The sequence below is a fragment of the Pseudomonas siliginis genome (assembly GCF_024072275.1).
Taxonomy (GTDB): domain Bacteria; phylum Pseudomonadota; class Gammaproteobacteria; order Pseudomonadales; family Pseudomonadaceae; genus Aquipseudomonas; species Aquipseudomonas siliginis.
Genome location: NZ_CP099598.1, coordinates 4365478 through 4385859 on the forward strand (window position 1 = coordinate 4365478; position 20382 = coordinate 4385859).

General features: G+C 61.4%; 21 protein-coding genes. 10 read left to right on the forward strand and 11 right to left on the reverse strand.

Going from position 1 to position 20382, the window contains the following annotated elements:
• Positions 1–58: 58 nt before the first annotated feature.
• Complete coding sequence (locus NF676_RS20080; protein WP_252886661.1) at positions 59–1483, reverse strand: sensor histidine kinase; 1425 nt, start codon at positions 1481–1483, stop codon at positions 59–61.
• Positions 1470–2192, reverse strand: a complete 723-nt coding sequence (locus tag NF676_RS20085) for a response regulator transcription factor (protein WP_095181586.1) — start codon at positions 2190–2192, stop codon at positions 1470–1472. The genes NF676_RS20080 and NF676_RS20085 overlap by 14 nt, the downstream gene beginning before the upstream one ends.
• Before the next feature lie 206 nt (positions 2193–2398).
• On the opposite strand from NF676_RS20085, the gene NF676_RS20090 reads away from it, so the two are divergent.
• Together NF676_RS20090 and NF676_RS20095 are read left to right on the forward strand one after the other, a co-directional pair.
• Positions 2399–5152, forward strand: coding sequence for a response regulator (locus NF676_RS20090; protein WP_095181638.1), 2754 nt, complete (start codon positions 2399–2401; stop codon positions 5150–5152).
• A gap of 81 nt (positions 5153–5233) precedes the next feature.
• The gene (locus tag NF676_RS20095) at positions 5234–6223 is read left to right on the forward strand and encodes a 2-hydroxyacid dehydrogenase (protein WP_150637580.1); all 990 of its coding nucleotides are present in this window, start codon (positions 5234–5236) and stop codon (positions 6221–6223) included.
• A gap of 6 nt (positions 6224–6229) precedes the next feature.
• Here NF676_RS20095 and NF676_RS20100 read toward each other — a convergent pair whose 3' ends face one another.
• A complete protein-coding gene (locus NF676_RS20100; protein WP_252886662.1) occupies positions 6230–6688 on the reverse strand; it encodes a hypothetical protein in 459 nt (152 codons plus the stop codon).
• A 134-nt stretch (positions 6689–6822) separates the two neighbouring features.
• Here NF676_RS20100 and NF676_RS20105 point away from each other — a divergent pair, with 134 nt between their 5' ends.
• Complete coding sequence (locus NF676_RS20105; RefSeq protein ID WP_252886663.1) at positions 6823–7257, forward strand: hypothetical protein; 435 nt, start codon at positions 6823–6825, stop codon at positions 7255–7257.
• Positions 7257–7661 (forward strand): META domain-containing protein, encoded by a 405-nt coding sequence (locus NF676_RS20110; RefSeq protein ID WP_217851866.1) that lies wholly within the window; start codon positions 7257–7259, stop codon positions 7659–7661. Before NF676_RS20105 ends, NF676_RS20110 begins: the two co-directional genes overlap by 1 nt.
• 238 nt (positions 7662–7899) lie before the next feature.
• On the opposite strand, the gene NF676_RS20115 is transcribed toward NF676_RS20110, so the two are convergent.
• Entirely contained in the window at positions 7900–8367 is a 468-nt protein-coding gene (locus NF676_RS20115) for a TlpA disulfide reductase family protein (protein WP_095181582.1), read from the reverse strand.
• 113 nt (positions 8368–8480) lie between these two features.
• Between NF676_RS20115 and arsC the strand changes: the two genes are divergently transcribed.
• Genes arsC through NF676_RS20130 form a run of 3 tightly spaced genes read left to right on the forward strand, consistent with a single transcriptional unit; the run spans position 8481 to position 9852 of the window.
• Complete coding sequence (arsC, locus tag NF676_RS20120; RefSeq protein ID WP_186567721.1) at positions 8481–8834, forward strand: arsenate reductase (glutaredoxin); 354 nt, start codon at positions 8481–8483, stop codon at positions 8832–8834.
• Positions 8831–9427, forward strand: a complete 597-nt coding sequence (gene wrbA, locus NF676_RS20125) for an NAD(P)H:quinone oxidoreductase (RefSeq protein WP_016773634.1) — start codon at positions 8831–8833, stop codon at positions 9425–9427. The genes arsC and wrbA overlap by 4 nt, the downstream gene beginning before the upstream one ends.
• Positions 9427–9852 carry a DUF2069 domain-containing protein gene (locus tag NF676_RS20130; protein ID WP_016773633.1) on the forward strand — a complete coding sequence of 142 codons (426 nt, stop codon included), beginning with the start codon at positions 9427–9429 and terminating at the stop codon, positions 9850–9852. The genes wrbA and NF676_RS20130 overlap by 1 nt, the downstream gene beginning before the upstream one ends.
• A gap of 88 nt (positions 9853–9940) precedes the next feature.
• Here NF676_RS20130 and NF676_RS20135 read toward each other — a convergent pair whose 3' ends face one another.
• Entirely contained in the window at positions 9941–10615 is a 675-nt protein-coding gene (locus NF676_RS20135) for a DNA-3-methyladenine glycosylase I (RefSeq protein WP_016773632.1), read from the reverse strand.
• Between the two features lie 134 nt (positions 10616–10749).
• Positions 10750–11574: a tRNA 2-thiocytidine(32) synthetase TtcA gene (ttcA, locus tag NF676_RS20140; RefSeq protein WP_024013975.1), complete on the reverse strand. Its 825-nt coding sequence runs from the start codon at positions 11572–11574 to the stop codon at positions 10750–10752.
• A gap of 425 nt (positions 11575–11999) precedes the next feature.
• Between ttcA and NF676_RS20145 the strand changes: the two genes are divergently transcribed.
• Positions 12000–12602 (forward strand): Yip1 family protein, encoded by a 603-nt coding sequence (locus NF676_RS20145; protein WP_016773629.1) that lies wholly within the window; start codon positions 12000–12002, stop codon positions 12600–12602.
• Between the two features lie 148 nt (positions 12603–12750).
• The gene (locus tag NF676_RS20150; RefSeq protein WP_024013976.1) at positions 12751–13245 is read left to right on the forward strand and encodes a SprT family zinc-dependent metalloprotease; all 495 of its coding nucleotides are present in this window, start codon (positions 12751–12753) and stop codon (positions 13243–13245) included.
• A 107-nt stretch (positions 13246–13352) separates the two neighbouring features.
• Here NF676_RS20150 and NF676_RS20155 read toward each other — a convergent pair whose 3' ends face one another.
• Complete coding sequence (locus NF676_RS20155; protein WP_252886664.1) at positions 13353–14534, reverse strand: CaiB/BaiF CoA transferase family protein; 1182 nt, start codon at positions 14532–14534, stop codon at positions 13353–13355.
• 145 nt (positions 14535–14679) lie between these two features.
• Complete coding sequence (locus tag NF676_RS20160) at positions 14680–16014, reverse strand: dicarboxylate/amino acid:cation symporter (RefSeq protein ID WP_122707473.1); 1335 nt, start codon at positions 16012–16014, stop codon at positions 14680–14682.
• Between the two features lie 346 nt (positions 16015–16360).
• Here NF676_RS20160 and NF676_RS20165 point away from each other — a divergent pair, with 346 nt between their 5' ends.
• Positions 16361–17359 carry an AraC family transcriptional regulator gene (locus tag NF676_RS20165; protein WP_056788106.1) on the forward strand — a complete coding sequence of 333 codons (999 nt, stop codon included), beginning with the start codon at positions 16361–16363 and terminating at the stop codon, positions 17357–17359.
• A 204-nt stretch (positions 17360–17563) separates the two neighbouring features.
• On the opposite strand, the gene NF676_RS20170 is transcribed toward NF676_RS20165, so the two are convergent.
• The 3 genes from NF676_RS20170 to NF676_RS20180 all read right to left on the reverse strand — a co-directional run bounded on the left by NF676_RS20170 (position 17564) and on the right by NF676_RS20180 (position 20338).
• Complete coding sequence (locus NF676_RS20170) at positions 17564–18910, reverse strand: ATP-binding protein (RefSeq protein WP_150637571.1); 1347 nt, start codon at positions 18908–18910, stop codon at positions 17564–17566.
• Positions 18907–19584, reverse strand: coding sequence for a response regulator transcription factor (locus NF676_RS20175; protein WP_016773623.1), 678 nt, complete (start codon positions 19582–19584; stop codon positions 18907–18909). The genes NF676_RS20170 and NF676_RS20175 overlap by 4 nt, the downstream gene beginning before the upstream one ends.
• 148 nt (positions 19585–19732) lie before the next feature.
• Positions 19733–20338: a membrane protein gene (locus NF676_RS20180; protein WP_041479569.1), complete on the reverse strand. Its 606-nt coding sequence runs from the start codon at positions 20336–20338 to the stop codon at positions 19733–19735.
• Positions 20339–20382: the final 44 nt, after the last annotated feature.

A 20382-nucleotide genomic window follows, 5' to 3' on the forward strand; every position in this document is an offset into this window, starting at 1 on the left:
TCTTGTGGTGATGCTTGAATTCGCGAGCAGGCTCGCTCCCACAGGGGATGAATTTTGCTTATGCGATCTGCGGTGAATGCACAGCCATTGTGGGAGCAAGCCTGCTCGCGAAGGCGTCCGCATGGGCGACGCCATCATCCGCCAGCAAGCGCAAATTCAACCGCAGCCCCGCCCCCGTGTTTTGCGCCCAGAGCAACCCGCCCTGGCGCTGCACCGCATTACGCGCAATGCTCAAGCCCAAACCAAAACCACCATCCCCGGGTCTCGATCCGTCCAATCGAATGAACGGCGAAAAGATCCGCTGCAGATCTTCGTCAGCCACGCCGCCGCCCTGATCCTCCAGCCACAAATGCCAATACTCGCCATCACGCCGTGCATCGAGACGCACGATGCCGCCCTCGGGCGAGTGACGAATGGCGTTGCGCAGGATGTTTTCCAGCGCTTGCGCGAGGGTATTGAGGTTGCCGCGCACCCAGCACGATGCTTCGACCGAGCATTGCAATTGCAGGCTCGGCCAGCCGCTTTCATAACAGGCGTTGTCGGTGAGCATTTCCCACAGTGCCTGAATCTGGATCGCTTCATTTGGTAACGGCGAGCGGTCGGTGTCGAGCCAGGCCAGTTGCAGGGTGTCTTCGACCAGCCGCTGCATGCCGTCGACCTCGCGGCCGATGCGCTCGCGTAGCTGCGGCAGACCTTGTTCGCTTTCGCTGGCCACACGCAGGCGGCTCAGCGGCGTGCGCAGTTCGTGAGAAAGGTCGCGCAACAACTGCTGCTGCAGGGCGACTGTGCTTTGCAGGCGCTCGGACATGGAATCGAAGGCCCGCGCCAGCTCACCGAGTTCATCCGGGCGCTGGGTGATGCCGCTCGACAGGCGCACGTTCAACTGATCGGCGCGCCAGGCGTTGGCCTGTTCGCGCAGGTTGTTCAGCGGCACCACCAGCAGGCGATACAGGCCGACACAGAGCAACAGGGTGAACAGCCCGGGAATCACGCCGTTGGTGATCACCCGCCAGAACACCCGGTACTTGCCCGGAACAAAGCGCTCAGGCAACTCGATGACCAGAATGCCGGCGGCCGGATCCTGCGGGAACGGTACCCGCAGCCAAGGTCGGCCCTTCTTGTGGATCGGCCAGTCGAGGCCGCGCAAAAAGGTCAGGTGCTGCACCTCTGCCGCGTTCAACGGCTGGCTGCTCAGCGACTGCAAATCAGCGCCGATCACGCCGACCCAACTGGCCTCGCGCAATTCCATGCTCTGCAACCAGTCATCGACGCCATTGCGCCCGCCGCGCTGCCACGCCTGTTCGGCTTGCGCGGCGTAACGGCTGAGGGTGCTGCGCGCGTCACTGGAGAGGAACTGATTGCGCTCCTCCATGTAGCGGCCCCACGACCAGCTCAACCAGATCATCAGCAGACAGAATGCCACCAGCAGGCACGCCAGTTTCCAGAACAGCGAATGCCGCCCCGGCAGCTCAGACAGTTTCATCGGCGCCGCTCAAGACGTAGCCCTTGCCCCACACCGTGCGCACTTCGCGCTCGGTATAACCGATGGCTTTGAGTTTGCGGCGGATCTGGCTGATGTGCATGTCGAGGCTGCGGTCGTGCGCCGCAAAGCCGCGTTGCAGGACGTGCTGATAAAGGAAGGCCTTGCTCAACACTTCCTCGGTGTTGCGGTGCAGGGTTTCCAGCAGACGGAATTCGCTGCGGGTCAACCCGGCCGCTTGCTCGCCGAAGAACACGTCGCAGTGTTCGTCATCGAAACGCAGGGTGCCGCTGACCACCGCAGCGGTAACCGCAGGCGGGCGCCGATCCAGGGCCACCCGGCGCAGGATCGCTTCGATGCGCACATGCAACTCGGCCATGCTGAACGGCTTGGGCAGATAGTCATCGGCACCGAGGCGGAAACCGCTGATGCGATCGGCCTCGGCACCCAGCGCCGACATCAGCAGCACCGGCGTCGAATGGCTCTGCCGCAATTGCGTCAACAACTGCAGACCATCGAGCCCCGGCAGCAGAATATCCATCAGCACCACGTCGAAAGGCTGACGCTGGGCGATGTTCAGACCTTCCTGGCCGTTCTGGCACCAGGTCACCTGAAAACCGCTGCGGCCCAGATGCTCGTGCACATACGCGCCGAGGACCGGGTCGTCTTCAATGGAAAGGATGCGTGGCTGGCCAACGGAAACAGGAGTCATGAGTATCTGCAAGTAATTCTCAGTTGGCGGATTATTCAAGATTGTCCGACAGCGGGCAACACAAGCTTGGCCTGTCGGACGAACGAGTGCGTCGGCGGCGCTGCATTTTCCGCAAGATTGCCCGCCTGCAAATCGCTACACTGCGCCCATGTCGCGTGCCGGATGCACGCATGTGTCAACAGATCAGCGGGATGCGGGAGATAGGCGTGCTCAAGAAACTGGGAATCAAAGGTCGCGTGCTGTTGCTGACCTTGTTGCCGACCAGCCTGATGGCGCTGGTGCTGGGTGGCTATTTCACCTGGACGCAGCAGACCGACCTGCACAGCCAATTGATGCAGCGCGGCGAAATGATCGCCGAGCAACTGGCGCCGCTGGTGGCGCCGGCGATGGGCCACGGCGACTCCGATCTGCTCGAACGCATCGCCACCCAGTCCCTTGAACAACCCGACGTGCGCGCGGTGACCTTCCTCGCGGCGGACCGCTCGCCACTGGCCCACGCCGGCCCGACCATGCTCAATCAGGCCCCGAGCGGCGACAGCGCGCTGTTGCAACGACGCAGCGGCAATGACGCGACGCGCTACCTGATGCCGGTGTTCGGCAAGCACCGCAACCTCGCCGGTGAAATCATTCCCGAAGAATCCGAACGCCTGCTCGGCTGGGTCGAGCTGGAGCTGTCGCACAACGGCATGTTGCTGCGCGGCTATCGCAGCCTGTTCGCCAGCCTGCTGCTGATCGCCGCCGGACTTGCCGGCGCCGCCCTCCTCGCGTTGCGCATGGGCCGCACCATCAACCGTCCGCTGAGCCAGATCAAACAAGCAGTTGCGCAGCTCAAGGACGGTCATCTGGAAACCCGCTTGCCGCCCCTCGGCAGCCAGGAGCTGGACGAACTGGCCTCGGGCATCAACCGCATGGCCGGCACCCTGCAGAATGCTCGCGAAGAGTTGCAGCACAGCGTCGATCAGGCCACCGAAGACGTGCGGCAGAATCTGGAAACCATCGAGATCCAGAACATCGAACTGGACCTGGCGCGCAAAGAGGCGCTGGAAGCCAGCCGGATCAAATCCGAATTCCTTGCCAACATGAGCCACGAGATCCGCACCCCGCTCAACGGCATTCTGGGCTTCACTCACTTGTTGCAGAAAAGCGAACTGACCCCGCGCCAGCTCGACTATCTCGGCACCATCGAAAAGTCTGCCGACAGTCTGCTGGGGATCATCAACGAGATTCTCGATTTCTCGAAGATCGAGGCCGGCAAACTGGTGCTCGATCACATTCCGTTCAACCTGCGCGACCTGCTGCAAGACACCCTGACCATTCTCGCCCCGGCCGCGCACGCCAAGCAGCTTGAGCTGGTCAGTCTGGTCTATCGCGACACGCCGCTGTCGCTGGTCGGCGATCCGCTGCGCCTGAAGCAGATCCTCACCAATCTGGTCAGCAACGCGATCAAGTTCACCCGCGAAGGCACCATCGTCGCCCGGGCGATGCTCGAAGACGAACACGAAGACAGCGTGCAACTGCGCATCAGCATTCAGGACACCGGCATCGGCCTGTCGAATCAGGATGTGCGCGCGCTGTTCCAGGCTTTCAGTCAGGCCGACAATTCGCTGTCGCGCCAACCCGGCGGCACCGGCCTGGGGCTGGTGATTTCCAAGCGCCTGATCGAGCAGATGGGCGGCGAGATCGGCGTCGACAGCACGCCGGGCGAAGGTTCGGAATTCTGGATCAGCCTGAGCCTGCCCAAGACTCGCGACGACGCCGAAGACCTGCCCGCCGCGCCATTACTCGGACGCCGTGTGGCGGTGCTGGAAAATCACGAACTGGCGCGTCAGGCCTTGCAACATCAGCTGGAAGACTGCGGACTGCAAGTTACGCCGTTCAATACTTTGGAGAGCCTGAGCAATGGCGTTACCGGCGCGCATCAGACCGATCAGGCGATCGATCTGGCGGTGATCGGCATCACCAGCAACGACATGCTCCCGGAACGCTTGAACCAGCACATCTGGGACCTTGAACATCTGGGCTGCAAAGTGCTGGTGCTGTGCCCGACCACCGAACAGACGCTGTTTCATCTGTCGGTGCCCAACCCGCACAGCCAGCTCCAAGCCAAACCGGCGTGTACCCGCAAGCTGCGCCGAGCGTTGTCCGATCTGGTCAATCCGCGCCAGACCCGCAGCGAACCGGGCGAGCCGCTGTCCAGCCGTGCGCCGCGCGTGCTGTGTGTCGACGACAACCCGGCCAATCTGTTGCTGGTGCAGACCCTGCTCGAAGACATGGGCGCTCGAGTGCTCGCGGTGGAAAGCGGTTACGCGGCCGTCAAAGCCGTGCAGAGCGAATCTTTCGACCTGGTGCTGATGGACGTGCAGATGCCGGGCATGGACGGTCGCCAGACCACTGAAACCATTCGCCAGTGGGAAAGCGAGCGGCATTGCACTCCGCTGCCGATCGTCGCCCTCACTGCCCACGCCATGGCCAACGAAAAACGCGCGCTGCTGCAAAGCGGCATGGACGACTACCTGACCAAACCGATCAGCGAGCGGCAACTGGCGCAGGTGGTGTTGAAATGGACCGGGCTGGCCCTGCGCAATCAGGCGCCGGAGCGCAACGGCGACAGCGCGGCGAGTCAGCAGGAACTGCCGGTGCTCGATCACGAAGAAGGCTTGCGCCTGGCGGCGGGCAAAGCGGATCTGGCGGCAGACATGCTCGCCATGCTGCTGGCCTCGCTGGAAGCCGACCGCGAAGCGATTCGCGCCGCGCGTGACAGCCACGACCAGAATGCCCTGCTCGAACGCGTGCACCGCTTGCACGGCGCCACCCGTTATTGCGGCGTGCCGCAACTGCGCGCCGCCTGCCAGCGCAGCGAAACCCTGCTCAAGCAGGACGATCCGAAAGCCGCCGCCGCGCTGGATGAACTGGAGCGCTCGATCAATCGACTCGCCGCGCAGGCGCGCATCAGCGCCTGATCCACGGCAAGGCGCTGCACACGCAAAGCGCTACAGTTGTCGCGGGCCATTGCGGCCCGCGTCGATGTTCCAGGAGGATTCATGCGCACAATTTTTTTCAGCAGTCAGACCTACGATCGCGACAGCTTTCTCGGCGCCGACTGCCCGGCCGGGCTCGAATTGCATTTTCAAGCTGCGCGACTGAGCCTCGATACGGCGGCGCTGGCCGAGCAGCACGAGGTGGTCTGCGCGTTCATCAATGACGACCTCAGCGCCCCGGTGCTCGAACGCCTCGCGGCTGGCGGCACGCGGCTGATTGCCCTGCGTTCGGCCGGTTACAACCATGTCGACCTGCCGGCGGCGAAACGCCTCGGCCTGGCCGTGGTTCGTGTGCCGGCCTACTCGCCGCATGCCGTGGCCGAACATGCCGTGGCGCTGATCCTCGCCCTCAATCGTCGCTTGCACCGTGCCTACAACCGCACCCGCGAAGGCGATTTCAGCCTGCATGGCCTGACCGGTTTCGATCTGGTCGGCAAAACCGTCGGCATCGTCGGCACTGGGCAGATTGGTGCGACCTTCGCGAAAATCATGCACGGCTTCGGCTGTGAACTGCTCGCTTACGATCCGTATCCCAATCCCGAGGTGCTGGCCTTGGGCGCACGTTATCTGAGCCTGCCGGAATTGCTCGCGCAGTCGCGGATCATCAGCCTGCATTGCCCGCTCAACGAGCAGAGCAAGCACCTGATCAATCGCGACTCACTGGCGCACATGCAGGCGGGGGCGATGCTGATCAACACCGGGCGTGGCGGGCTGGTGGACACGCCGGCGCTGATCGACGCGCTCAAGGACGGTCAACTCGGGTATCTGGGGCTGGATGTTTACGAGGAAGAGGCGCAGCTGTTTTTCGAGGATCGCTCCGACCTGCCGTTGCAGGACGATGTGCTGGCGCGTCTGCTGACGTTTCCCAACGTGATCATCACCGCGCATCAGGCGTTTCTGACCCGCGAAGCATTGGGCGCGATTGCCGCGACCACCCTGCACAACATCGCGACCTGGGCGGCAGGTGCGCCGCAGAACCAGGTCGAGGGTTGAACGGTTTTACTTGGACAGCGAAGACGCCAGGATCAGCAAGCCCAGCCAGCCGAACCCGAGCAGGCGCTGCTTGCTGGAGTGGCCGTTGCGCAGCAGGAACCAGACGAAAAACGCCGGTAGCAGAAACACCATGATTTTCAGCCAGCCCTCCACCGGGCGGCTGCCATCGGCGTTGAGCGGTTGCTGCTCCTCGCGGGCCTGTTCTGCGGCCTGCTGACGACGGCGACGCCCTGCTGCTGCCGGCATCACTTTGGGTAAAGGCTCGGACACTGGCGGCGCAACCGCCTCGGGCACTGCGTTGTTGCGTGGCAGGCTGCCGAAGGAAATCGTCGCGGCTTGCACCGGTGCCGCCGTCGATTGCGCCTGCATGGCGGCATGTTCGGCCATCGGCGCGCCGCAGTGAATGCACACCAGCGCTTCGGAACTGATGTTCCGCTTGCATTCATAACATTCGATCAGCGCCATGTTCCGTTCCTTCAGATTCGGGGGCCGGCAGTTTGCCATGACTGTCGCTGCATTTGAACCGGATCGAAGGTCGCACGCGTGCATCATTCTGCAATCGAGCCCGTGCTAGCATGTCGCGCATATTTGGAGGACCCATGGTCGAACACGATTTCCGCTACACCCTGATGAACCCGCAACACACCCTCACCGAATGCCGCGCCCTCGTTCCGGGCCGCTATCAGGTGACCGGTAACGGTGGCTCGATCCGCATCGGCGATGCCCTGTTGGTCACCCTCAAAGGCAGCAAGGATTTGTCCATGCGCCTGACCGTCGACACGGTCCGCCACTTGATCAATCCGCCAGGCCAATGGACCGCAATGACCACAGGCCCGGTGTTTGGCGAACTGGCCATTCACACCTGGCAGGTCAACTGCGACAGCTGCGCGAAAGAGCTGAGTTTCGAATTCGCCGTGGATGCCAAACTCGGCAAGATCGCCGAGAAACCCGCCGCCACCGCGCGCATCGCCGAGCTCGGCTGGAAAACCGCTGGCGACAAGCACCTGTGCCCGCAATGCCAGGAGCCTGCATGATGAAACGCCTCGCCCTGACCGCACTGATCGGTGTCGGCCTGGCTGGTTGCGCCGCAGAGCCGGTACAACTGCAGCACAACCGCAGCTACATTCTGGAATGGATCGGCGAGCGGCCACTGATGGATTACAGCCATTTGACCGTGACCCTCGGCGATGACGGCCGCGCCTACGGCAACGGCGGCTGTAATCATTGGTTCGCGCCGTACACGCAGGACGGCGACAAGCTGACTTTCGGCAAGATCGGCAAGACCCGCAAGCTCTGCGCCCCGGCGCTGATGGAGCAGGAACAACGGTTCTTGCAGGCGCTGGAAAAAGTCGAGCGCTGGGACATTTCGCCAATCGAGCAGATACGCTTCTGGCCGGCTCAAGGCAAACCGTTGCGCTGGTGGCTCGAAGAGGGTTGATCCGCCCTGAATCGCCAAGGCCCTCACCCTAGCCCTCTCCCAGAGGGAGAGGGGACTGATTGGGGCATATTGAAGAGTTATGTCGACGTGGTAATTCTTCGCCGAATCCATAATCGACTGGATCCTGTCTGACGGGACCATAATCAACTCGGTGTCTCAGGTCGATGTACGACGAAAGACACCTCGGTCGGCCCCCTCTCCCCCCGGGAGAGGGCTGGGGTGAGGGGCTTCTGGCGGTTTACTTCGTAGCCTGCAACGCCTCCAGCTTCGCCATCACCCCCGCCGCCGTCTGCTCACCGAGCAACTGCTCACGCACCTTGCCCTTGTCATCAATAATGAACGTCACCGGCAGCGCCTCACTGCGCGGCAGGTCGAACAGCTCGGCCGGATCCTGCGCCAGCACGGTGAACTTGATGCCGAGTTTCTCGCTTGCCTCTTTCAGCTCCGCGCCCTGCACGTTGTCGAAATTGACCCCGAACACCCCGACGTTCTTGCTCTTGAGCTCATCAGCCAAATGATTCAGCTCGGGAATTTCCGTGCGGCATGGGCCACACCATTCGGCCCAGTAATTGAGCACCACCCACTGCTTGTCCAGACGTTCGGACGCTACCTTCTGGCCGTTCTGGTCGATGCCGTAATCATTACCGCAGCCCCCCAGCATCAACGCCCCGAGAATCGTCAATGCCGCTGCCAATCGCCGTGTCATGTCGTGTTCCTTGTGAAAATTCGAAAGCGCCTGCGACCCATCGCCTCTGACGGTTCTGGATTGCGCGCCGCACAGTTAGAATAGCCGCCACTTTACGCCAGAAGCGACCCGCCATGACCGATCTGACGCTTTATCACAATCCGCGCTGCTCGAAATCCCGCGGCGCGCTGGAACTGCTCGAAGCCCGCGGCTTGCATCCGACCGTCGTGCGCTACCTGGAAACGCCGCTCAGCGCCGCGCAGATCAAGGCCCTGCTCGGCAAGCTCGGAATCAGCGCGCGGCAGCTGCTGCGCAGCGGTGAAGAGGAATACAAAACCCTGAACCTGGCCGACGCCAGCCTCAGCGAGCAGCAGCTGATCGACGCCATTGCCGCGCACCCGAAACTCATGGAGCGGCCGATTCTCGAAGTCGGCGACAAGGCCGTCATCGGTCGCCCACCGGAAAACGTGCTGGAGTTGTTGCCATGAGCACGCCGTACATTCTGGTTCTCTATTACAGCCGCAACGGTTCGACCAACGAGATGGCCCGGCAAATCGCCCGTGGCGTCGAGCAGGCCGGAATGGAAGCGCGTCTGCGCACAGTGCCGGCGATTTCCACCGAATGCGAAGCGGTAGCGGCGGAGATTCCCGCCGAAGGCGCGCTCTACGCCAGCCTCGACGATCTGAAGAACTGCGCTGGCCTCGCCTTGGGCAGTCCGACGCGTTTCGGCAACATGGCCGCGCCGCTCAAGTACTTCCTCGACGGCACCAGCAACCTCTGGCTGACTGGCGCGCTGGTCGGCAAACCGGCCGGCGTGTTTACCTCCACCGCCAGCCTGCACGGCGGTCAGGAAACCACGCTGCTGTCGATGATGTTGCCGCTGTTGCATCACGGCATGTTGATCACCGGCCTGCCCTACAGCGAATCGGCCCTGCTCGAAACCGAAGGTGGCGGCACGCCTTACGGGGCCAGCCATCACGCCGGTGCCGACGGCAAGAACGGTCTTGATCAGCACGAAGTGGCGCTGTGTCGCGCACTCGGTCTGCGCCTGGCGAAAACCGCACAGAAGCTGGTGGGCTGATGGCGAAGAAGCCGAAAGTCCTGCCCTCGATAGAGTGGCTAGAGCCACGGGTGAAGGCGATGCGCGTGCTCAGCCTGCTGAGCTTTTTCGCCCTCGCCGGTCTGCTCGCTGTTTATTACCTGCTGTTCGCCGATCTGCATGGCGCGCGGCCTTGGGTGATTCTGCTGGTCGAACTGATCCCGTGGCTGGTCCTCGCCCCGGCGATGATCATGGGCAGCGCCCGTGGCCATTCGTGGATGTGTTTTGTGGTGAACCTGTACTTCATCAAAGGCGCCCTGGCGGCGTACGACCCCAACCGGCAGTTGTTCGGCCTGCTGGAAATGGCCGCGAGCCTGGCGGTGTTCTGCTCGGCGCTGCTGTATGTGCGCTGGCGCTATCAGTTGAATCGCAAATTGGCTGGCGAAGGCGAGATCAGCGTCGCCTGACCAACCGCTTTCGCGAGCAGGCTCGCTCCCACAGGGAATGCATTCCAGAGGTGGGAGCGAGCCTGCTCGCGAATGCAGCGACGCGGTTTTAATGGTTGACGGTATAGGCGAGCATCATCGAAATCTGGCTCATCGGCCGTCCGCCGCTCTGTTCGTGCCATTGGTTGAACGCGTTCTGCACCGTCGCCAGATCGCGCTGGCTGGTCGGCACTTTGTCGACGATCTTCTGCGCATTCAGCGCCGCAACCACGTCGTAGCTCGGCACGAACGTGTCCTTGCCGACCATGCGCAAAAAGCGTGGCGCCGACAGCCCGCCGAGTTGGTGGCCGTGCTTTTTCAGGTACGTCCACAGACCGACGATATCGGTCACCGGCCAGTCGGCGATCAATGCGCCGAAGCTGCCCTTGTCCTTTTCCACATCGAGAATGAACTGCGCATTGCGCGGCACACTTTTCAGCTTGCCCAGATGGCGGATGATCCGCGCGTCCTGCATCAGCCGCTCAAGGTGCTCGGCGCTCATCAGCACGACTTTTTCCGGATCGAACTTGAAGAACACCTCTTCGAACGCCGGCCACTTGGCGTCGACCAGGCTGTGCTTGAGCCCGGCGCGAAAAACCCGCAGGGCCATGGTCGAGAGGTAGCGGTCGTCGCGGATCTTGCGCAGTTGTGCGGGGGTCTTGGGAACGGGCAGATGGGCTTCCAGTTCAGCCGCCGAACCGAAACGGTTCAGACAGTATTCGTGCAGCCACTTGTAATCGCGCATGCCCTCTCCTATTGAATGAAGCGAAGAAACCAATGTGGGAGCGAGCCTGCTCGCGAAGAGGGAGTCTCAGTCAACCAATCAGTTGAATGACACACCGCTTTCGCGAGCAGGCTCGCTCCCACATTTGAAGGTGTTTACAGATTGACGACATTGACGAAACGCGAAGCCGCGGTTTCGTCGATCTTCAGGCTGGTGAAGTCGAACAGGTTGCGGTCGGCCAGTTGCGACGGCACCACGTTCTGCAGGCTGCGGAAAATCGATTCGGTACGGCCCGGGGTCTTGCGATCCCAGTCCTGAAGCATTTCCTTGACCACCTGGCGCTGCAGGTTTTCCTGCGAGCCGCAAAGGTTGCACGGGATGATCGGGAATTGCTTCAAGTCCGAGTAGGCCTGAATGTCCTTCTCGTTGCAGTAAGCCAGCGGGCGAATCACCACGTTGCGGCCATCGTCGGCGCGCAGCTTCGGCGGCATCGCTTTGAGGGTGCCGTTGAAGAACATGTTGAGGAAGAACGTTTCGACGATGTCGTCGCGGTGATGACCGAGGGCCATTTTCGTCGCGCCGATTTCGTCAGCGAAGGTGTACAGCGTGCCGCGACGCAGGCGCGAGCACAGCGAACAGGTGGTCTTGCCTTCCGGCACCAGTTCCTTGACCACCGAGTAAGTGTCCTTCTCGACGATGTGGTACTCGATGCCCAGTTCTTTCAGGTAGGCCGGCAGCACGTGCTCAGGAAAGCCCGGCTGTTTCTGGTCCATGTTCACCGCGACGATGTCGAACTTGATCGGTGCAACCTTCTGCAGGTGCATCAGCACGTCGAGCATGGTGTAGCTGTCCTTGCCCCCGGACAGGCAGACCATGACCTTGTCGCCATCTTCGATCATGTTGAAATCGGCGACCGCTTCGCCGGCCAGGCGGCGCAGGCGCTTTTGCAGTTTGTTCTGGTTGACCGTAAGAGTGCCCATGACGCGAAATCCGTGAGGTGTGACGAAAGGCCGGCATTTTACGCAAAAACCCTGGTAGCGCGAAGCATCTGTGGCGAGGGGATTTATCCCCGCTGGGTTGCGAAGCAGCCCCTAAACCTGAGAACTCGTATTGCCTGACACTGCGCGGTGTATGGCTTGGCGACTGCTCCGCAGCCGAACGGGGATAAATCCCCTCGCCACAAAAGTGTTTCAACCCCAAAAATGCCTGCCCCGCAAGACCCCGAGGCGATTACCTGCAATATTTACAGCGCGATTTGCTCTAAGCCCGGCATACCGGTGCGCTGGAGTCCTTTCTATACTGCGACATAAGGTCGCACACATCTGAAGACCTGTATTTGCTCGGCCATCTTGGCCCGTAGGCGCTCCGTTGGGGGGCGATGGCAATGACAAGAGGAGTGAATGGCATGATCCATCACGTAGTGGGACTGTTTACCCACCCCGATCAGGAATGGAAGGAGATCCGTGGCGACCAAGAGGAAAGCATCAGCCACATGTACCTGACGCATACGCTGATTCTAGCGGCGATCCCCGCTGTTTCGGCGTTCATCGGCACGACCCAGGTCGGTTGGGTGATCGGCAATCGCGCGCCGGTAATGCTCACGTTTGAAAGCGCCTTGTGGATGACCATCATGTCCTACCTGGCGATGCTCGGCGGGGTCGCGGTGATGGGCGCTTTCGTGCACTGGATGGCGCGCACCTATGACGCCAATCCAAGCCTGGCCCGTTGCGTGGCGTTTGCCACTTACACGGCGACACCGTTGTTCGTCGGCGGCCTGGCGGCGCTGTATCCGCACATGTGGCTGGGGATGATCGTCGGCACGGCCGCCATCTGCTACACGGTGTATCTGCTGTACGTCGGCTTGCCGACGTTCATGAACATCCCTTCGGATGAAGGTTTTCTGTTTTCCAGCTCGGTGCTCGCGGTTGGGCTGGTGGTGCTGGTGGCGATCATGGCGTTCACCGTGATTGTCTGGGGCCTGGGTGTCGGCCCGGTCTATACCAACTGACCTGTTTCCTCCCTGAGAAAAACAACATCTGCCAATACAGGCCGCCGCAAGGCGGCCTTCTTGTTGGAGCGACGACCATTCGGCAGGTCGGCGATTCGCAAGTCGCCGGGGTTGCGGCATACTCGGCGTCTCTGGAGATCCATCAAGCATGCCCGAGCAACTCAATACCCGCGTCGAAGATTGTTACCAACTCGCTGAATCCTTTTTCAAACGTTCCTTCAAACGCCCCGTGGTCAGTCTCAAGCTGCGCGGGCAGAAAGCCGGTGTCGCGCATCTGCACGAGAACCTGCTGCGCTTCAACCCGCAGCTGTACCGGGAAAACACCGAACACTTCCTCAAGCAGACCGTGGCCCACGAAGTCGCCCACTTGATCGCTCATCAACTGTTCGGCGACCGCATCCAGCCCCATGGCGAGGAGTGGCAACTGATCATGCGCGGCGTCTACGAACTGCCGCCGGATCGCTGCCACACCTATGAAATCAAGCGGCGCAGCGTGACCCGCTATATCTACAAATGCCCGTGCCCCGACAGTGATTTCCCGTTTACCGCCCAGCGCCATGGCCTGGTGCGGCAAGGGCGGCGGTATTTATGCCGGCGCTGCCGCAGTACGCTGGTGTTCAGTGGTGAAATGCGGGTGGAATGACAGTTTTGTAGAGTATCGGCGGGCCCCTTCGCGAGCAGGCTCGCTCCCACAGGGGAATGCATTTCAATGTGGGAGCGAGCCTGCTCGCGAAGGCGGCGGCATGAGCGCTACAGAATCACCCTGGCCGAACGCAACTCGGCGATCCGCTCAGCACTCAACCCTAACTCCCCCAACACCTCATCCGTATGCTGCCCCAACCCCGCACCAACATGCCTTGGCGCCGGCAACGCCTCAGAGAATTTCAACGGACAGGCCATCTGCGCCTGCGTCGTGCCATCGCCGCGCGGCACCTGGGTCACCAGCTCCCGCGCCTGTAACTGCGGATGGCGCAACGCCTCGCCCAGACTCAGTACCGGCTCGACACAGGCATCGACCCCGGCGAACAATTCACACAGTTCTGCAAAATCGTGCCGCTCGAATTCGATGCGCAACGCCTCTTTCAAGGCTTGTTGTTGCTCGGGCCTGGGCGACAACCCTTGCGCCGCCAGCTCCGGCCGGCCCAGCGCCGTGCACAATTGCTGCATGAAGGCCGGCTCCAGACTGCCCACCGACATCCAGCGCCCATCCCGGGTGCGGTAATAATCGTAAAAGCTGCCGCCATTGAGCATCTGATCTTCGCGGCCCGGTTCCGCGCCGCAGGCCAGATAGCCAGCGCCGGCCATGGCGTTCAGGCTGAACGCGCAGTCGGTCATGCTCACATCCAGATGGGTGCCCTGCCCGGTTTGCTGACGGGCAATCACCGCTGCCAGCAAGCCGATCACGCCGTGTAGCGAGCCGCCCGCCACGTCTGCCACCTGCATGCCCAGCGGCAACGGCCCGCTGTCGGCGCGACCGGTGTAGCTAGCCAGCCCGGCCAGCGCCAGATAGTTGATGTCATGCCCGGCGCGCTCCTTGTACGGCCCGGTCTGGCCGTAACCGCTGATCGACACATAAATCAGCTTTGGATTGATCGCTTTCAACGCTTCATAACCCAGGCCCAGACGCTCCATCACCCCGGGGCGAAACTGCTCGAGGACGATGTCGTACTCGCCCAGCAGTTGCTTGATGATCTGCAGCGCTTCGGGCTGTTTCAGGTCCAGCGCCAGACTGCGCTTGTTGCGGTTCAGATAAGCGTGGCTGGCTGAGACCCCGCCATCATGCGGCGGCAGCACCCGCAGCAGATCCATACGCGTCGGCGATTCGATGCGCAGCACCTCGGCGCCCATGTCCGCCAGCAGCAACGAGGCGAACGGCCCCGGCAGCAAGGTCGAGAAATCGAGAATCTTCAGTGAGGCCAGCGGTGCAGACATGGGCGAACTCCTTGGGCGATGTACTCAGCCTAGGCAGCCATCGGCGATGCGGCAATCACCGCAAATGTCAGCAGGTGTGACCGTTGCGCTCAAATTCCGGGCAAGAAAAAACCCGCCGAAGCGGGTTTTTCTGTGCAAGCGATGCTTACTTCACATTGCTCGGGGTTGGGCCTTCAGCCACACCCAGGTCGTCTTCTTCACGCTCGTCGGAGATACCGCGACCGCCGGAAGCCAGCTCGGTCTGCAGTTGATCGGTGTCCAGTTCCTTGACCCACTTGGCGACGACGATGGTCGCTACAGCGTTACCGACCAGGTTGGTCAGTGCGCGGGCTTCGGACATGAAGCGGTCGATACCGAGGATCAGCGCCAGACCGGCAACCGGCAGGTGACCAACCGCCGACAGCGTCGCGGCCAGAACGATGAAGCCCGAACCGGTTACACCTGCCGCGCCTTTGGAGGACAGCAGCAGCACCAGCAGCAGAGTGATCTGGTGGGTGATGTCCATGTGCGTGTCGGTCGCCTGGGCGATGAACACGGCGGCCATGGTCAGGTAGATCGAAGTACCGTCAAGGTTGAACGAGTAACCGGTCGGGATCACCAGACCCACGACGGATTTCTTCGCGCCCAGACGCTCCATCTTGATCAGCATGCGTGGCAGTGCCGATTCCGACGAGGACGTACCCAGTACGATCAACAGCTCTTCACGGATGTAACGCACCAGTTTGAACACGCTGAAACCGTGAGCACGGCAGATCGCACCCAGCACCAGCACGACGAACAGGACGCAGGTGATGTAGAAGCAGATCATCAACTGGCCCAGTTGCACCAGCGAGCCGACACCGTAGGCACCGATGGTGAACGCCATGGCACCGAACGCACCCAGTGGCGCCAGTTTCATGATCATGTTGATGATGTTGAACATCACGTGGGCGAAGCGATCGATCATGTCCAGCAGCGGACGACCGTACGAGCCGAGGCGATGCAGGGCGTAGCCGAAGATCACCGAGAACATCAGCACTTGCAGGATGTCACCGGTGGCGAACGCGCCGACGATGGTGTTCGGGATCACATTGAGGAGGAAACCGACAATGCTCTGGTCTTTACTGGCCGTCACGTAGGTGGCGATTTTCGAGGCGTCCAGGGTGGTGACGTCGATGTGCATGCCGGCGCCCGGTTGCACAACGTTGACCACGATCAGACCGATCAGCAGGGCAATGGTGGAAACGATTTCGAAGTACAGCAGCGCGTAACCGCCGGTCTTGCCTACCGATTTCATGTTCTGCATGCCGGCGATGCCGCTGACAACAGTACAGAAGATGATCGGGGCGATGACCATTTTGATCAGCTTGATGAAGCCGTCACCCAGTGGCTTGAGGGCCACACCGGTCTGCGGATAGAAGTGACCAAGCAGGATGCCGATGGCGATGGCAACGATCACCTGGAAATACAGGGATTTGTACAGTGGCTGACGAGTCGTCATTGCAGGTTTCCTCAAGCGTCCAGCGGCAACATCCATCTGTCGAGCGCCGAACCTTAATTGCGAACCCTCCTGCACTGGAGGGATTTGTTGTTGGAACGGCATTTTTCCCGGTCGGAGAATGCACGCTTCTGTGGCTTGTATCGCAAACGTCGTGCCAGATTGGTGCGAATGGCAGCAAGCCTTTTGATATCAGGGCCTGCGGGAGTTCCCTGTCACCAATCAGCGACTTGAGGCATGGCGGATTTCCGCCAACTGAGCGTTCAGCGTCCTGCAATTTGGCGGAAATCCGCCTTGTGGCGTTGCCGGCCCGCCATTACGATCGGTGCCTGAACAAGGATTGCCGCTTATGCGCGAACGCACCATCGCCAGCCATTTCGCCCGCGCCGCCCTTGGCGGTGCACGCCGGCGTGGCCTGGATTATTCAGGCTTGTTGCAGCAACTGGGAATCAGCCCGGAGTTGCTCGACGAGCCCCGCGCGCGGATTGCCCCGGAGCAGTTCACCCGGCTGATTCAAGGGCTGTGGCTGGCGCTGGACGACGAATACCTGGGTTTCGGCAATGCGCCGAGCAAGCCCGGCAGCTTCGCCATGATGTGCCACGCCTCGATTCACTGCCGTAACTTGGAGAAGGCTCTGCAACGTGGCTTGTTGTTTTACAGCCTGTTCCCCGACGCCCCACGCCTGACCCTGCGTCGCGAAGACGAATGGGTGCGTTTGAGCCTGGACGACGCGCAGTCGTGGGACCCGGATCATTTTCTCAGCGAGAGCCTGTTGGTGATCTGGCACCGCCTCGGCAGTTGGCTGATCGGCCAGCGCATTCGCCTCGAGCAGGCAACCTTCAGCTATCCGCGCCCCGAGCACGGCAGCGAATACGACCTGCTGTTCCCCTGCCCGCTGACCTTTGATGCCGAGCAAAGCAGCCTGCTGTTTCACAGTCGCTATCTGGCCATGCCGCTGTTGCAGGACGAACGCACGCTCAAGCATTTTCTCGAACGCTCCCCCGCCGACCTGCTCTCACGCCCGGACGACGGCGACAGCCTGAGCAGCCGTCTGCGCCGCTTGCTCAGTCGCGACGCTGCGCACTGGCCTGATCTGGAAGCGGTTGCGGCGCATCTGCATATCAGTCCGCAAACCTTGCGCCGGCACTTGCGCGAGGAAGGCAGCAGTTTTCAGGAGCTCAAGGATCAGCTGCGGCGGGATATCGCCATCTACCATCTGGGCCGGGCGGAGCTGTCGTTGCAACAGATTGCCGAGCAGCTCGGGTTCTCTGAGCCTTCGGCGTTTCATCGGGCGTTCAAGAAATGGACGGGGCTGACACCGGGGGCTTATCGGTCGCAGGAGCAATGAGGCGCTAAATCAAAAGCCCCTCACCCTAACCCTCTCCCGGAGGGAGAGGGGACTGATTGGGGGATGCTTGAGAAATACGCCGACCTGCAAGCTCTCTATTGAATCGATATTCGCTGCAAATCGCTCAGGTCGATAATTTTCCAAAGACACTTCGGTCAGTCCCCTCTACCTCTGGGAGAGGGTTAGGGTGAGGGCAGCTCGCAATCACACCGCAGGAAAATCAATCCTGAACGCCGCCCCTCCCATCGGTGAATCACCCAAAGCCAAACGCGCGTTGTAGCTTTCGATGATGTCTTTGACCACCGCCAGCCCGATGCCCTGCCCCGGATGTTGGGCATCCAGGCGTTCGCCGCGTTCGAGAATCCGCGCACGCTGATCGAGTGGAACACCCGGGCCATCATCCTCGACACACAACTCGATCCCGGCCAGTGATTCGCGCACGCTGACCCGCACTTCGCCGAGGCACAGGCGATAGGCGTTTTCCAGCAGGTTGCCGAGCATTTCCAGCAAGGCGCCCTGCTCGATCGGCACGTAACAGTGCTCGGGCAGATCAAAGGTCACGCGCACGTGTTTGTCGCGGTAGACCTTGTCCAGCGTATCGCACAGGCTTTTGAGCACCGGTCGCAGGCGCACCTGATGGCGGACCAGGCCGCTTTTGCGCAGGCTGGCCCGTTGCAGTTGGTAGCTGATCTGCTGGCTCATGCGTTCGATCTGGCTTTGCAGAACCCAGGCCTGGTCGCGGTCTTCGGGGCGCTGGGCCATGTCTTCGCTGACGCCTTGCAGCACCGCCAACGGGGTTTTCAGGCTGTGGGCGAGGTCGTCGAGGGAGTCGCGGTAGCGGCTGCGTTGCTGGCGCTCGCTGAGCAGCAAGCGGTTGAGCGAGCCGGTCAGGCGCAGCAGTTCACGCGGGTGTTTTTCCGTCAGGCTTTCGCGGGTGCCGCCTTCGATTTCGTCGAGTTCCTGGCTCAAACGGCGCAAGGCCTTGAGGCCCCAGGTCAGGCCGATCCATAGCAGCGCCAGCAAGACCAGCAATGCCGCACCGAAGCCCAGATAGAGATTTTCGCGCAGGCCTTCGAGGGTGGTTTCGTATTCACGCACCGGTTGCAGGGCGACGATGCTGAACGCTGCGCTTTTGCCGCCGAGCAATTTGACTTCGACGTCGTAGACAAAAAATTCCTGACCGCTGGCTTCACGGATCCGCGCAAACTCATTGCCGAGGCCGTCGTAGCGCGGTTTGTAGTTGATCTGTTCTTCCTGGGTGGCTTTCGAACGCCACACCAACTTGCCGTCGCGGTCGTAGATATAGCCGAGCAAACGGAAATCGGTGAGGTTGAAGCGTTCGTCGGGCAATTGCGACGGCATCACCAGCCGACCGTTTTCCACCCGTGCGGCGGAAATCAATGTGGTGACGTCGGAGGCCAGACGTTGCTCGATCGAGTCCTGCAAGGCAAGGCTGAAGGCACCCTGCATCGCCGGCAGCAAGGCAAGCATGAACAACACCGCCAACGTGGTGGCGGCGAGCATCAAGCGAACGCGAAGGGAACGGATCAAGTGCAGCGCTCATTGAACAGGTAACCGAGGCCGCGCACGGTGTCGATCGGTTTGAACCCGGCCGGGCCTTCGAGCTTGCGGCGCAAACGGCCGACCAGCACTTCGATGACATTCGGATCGCGCTCGTCATCGTCCGGATAGAGCTGCTCCATCAAGCGATCCTTGGGCACCACTTGCTGATGATGGCGCATGAGGTATTCGAGGATGCGGTATTCGTAAGCAGTCAGCGCCAGCGGTTGTTCATCGAGGCTGGCCTGTTTGCGATTGAGGTCGAGCAGCAACGGCCCGGCAACGATGGTCGACTGGGTGAAGCCGCTGGAGCGGCGCAGCAATGCGTTCAGGCGTGCGTCGAGTTCTTCGAACTGGAACGGCTTGACCACGTAATCGTCGGCACCGGCGGCGAGGCCTTCGACCTTGTCCTGCCAGTTGCCGCGCGCGGTGAGGATCAGGATCGGGAAGGTCTTGCCGCCCGAGCGCAACTGGCGGATCAGGTCGAGGCCGCCCATGCCCGGCAGGCCGAGATCAATCACCGCCAGATCGAAGTTGTACTGGCCGGTCTGGTACAGCGCCTCCTCGGCATTGGCCACGGACTCGACCACATGACCGCTCTCCGTCAGACGGGTTTGCAGGTGATGACGCAACAGCGCCTCGTCTTCGACGACCAACAGTTTCATGCCTTTCTCCCTATCACTTGAACTCTCCAGGCAACTACCTGTGGGAGCGAGCCTGCTCGCGAATACGGTGGATCAGCCAAGCAAGTGTCGGCCGATACACCCCTTTCGCGAGCAGGCTCGCTCCCACACTTCAAACTGCGACAACCGCTTAGAAATAGTAGTTGGCCGACAGGTAGGTCTGCGCGCTGCTGGTCAAGTCCAGCGAGCCCTGTTTGCTGCCGCCGCTTTCTTTCATTTCGGTGCTGGCGTTGCTGCGAAGGTAACGGTAACCGAGTTCCACCGAGGTGTTCTGCGAAACTTGCTGCAACACACCGACCTGGCCACCGATGGCGTAACCGATGTCGCTGTCACGGCTGAAGCCGGGCGAATCCTGCGTCAGTTTGGTCAGACCGGCCGTGGCGCCACCGAACAATTTGGTGCTGCCGCCTACTGGATAGAACAGGTCATAGCTGCCGAGCAGATTTTCCTGGCGCAGTTTAACGCCATTGTGCGAGCCGGAAACGTTGTCATAGGTGGCGTAGTAGCGGCCCTGGCTGTTTTGCTGACCGAGGCGCATGCCGTAGGTGTTGTTGCCGTCGATGGCCCCAGTGACGTTGGGGTTGCCGAGGTTGTTGTTGAGCGCGTGGGACTTGTCGATCTTGTCGCTGGTCTGGCCGAATGTCAGGCCGGCGAAGTTGCTGGTGTCGTCGGCATTCGCCGCGATGCTGGAGCCTAACAGGGTAAAAGCCAGCAGCAATTTGTTTAAACGAGTCATGGGTATTTCCTCTTTCACAGTGCTGTTTGGGTATGGCGCAAGGT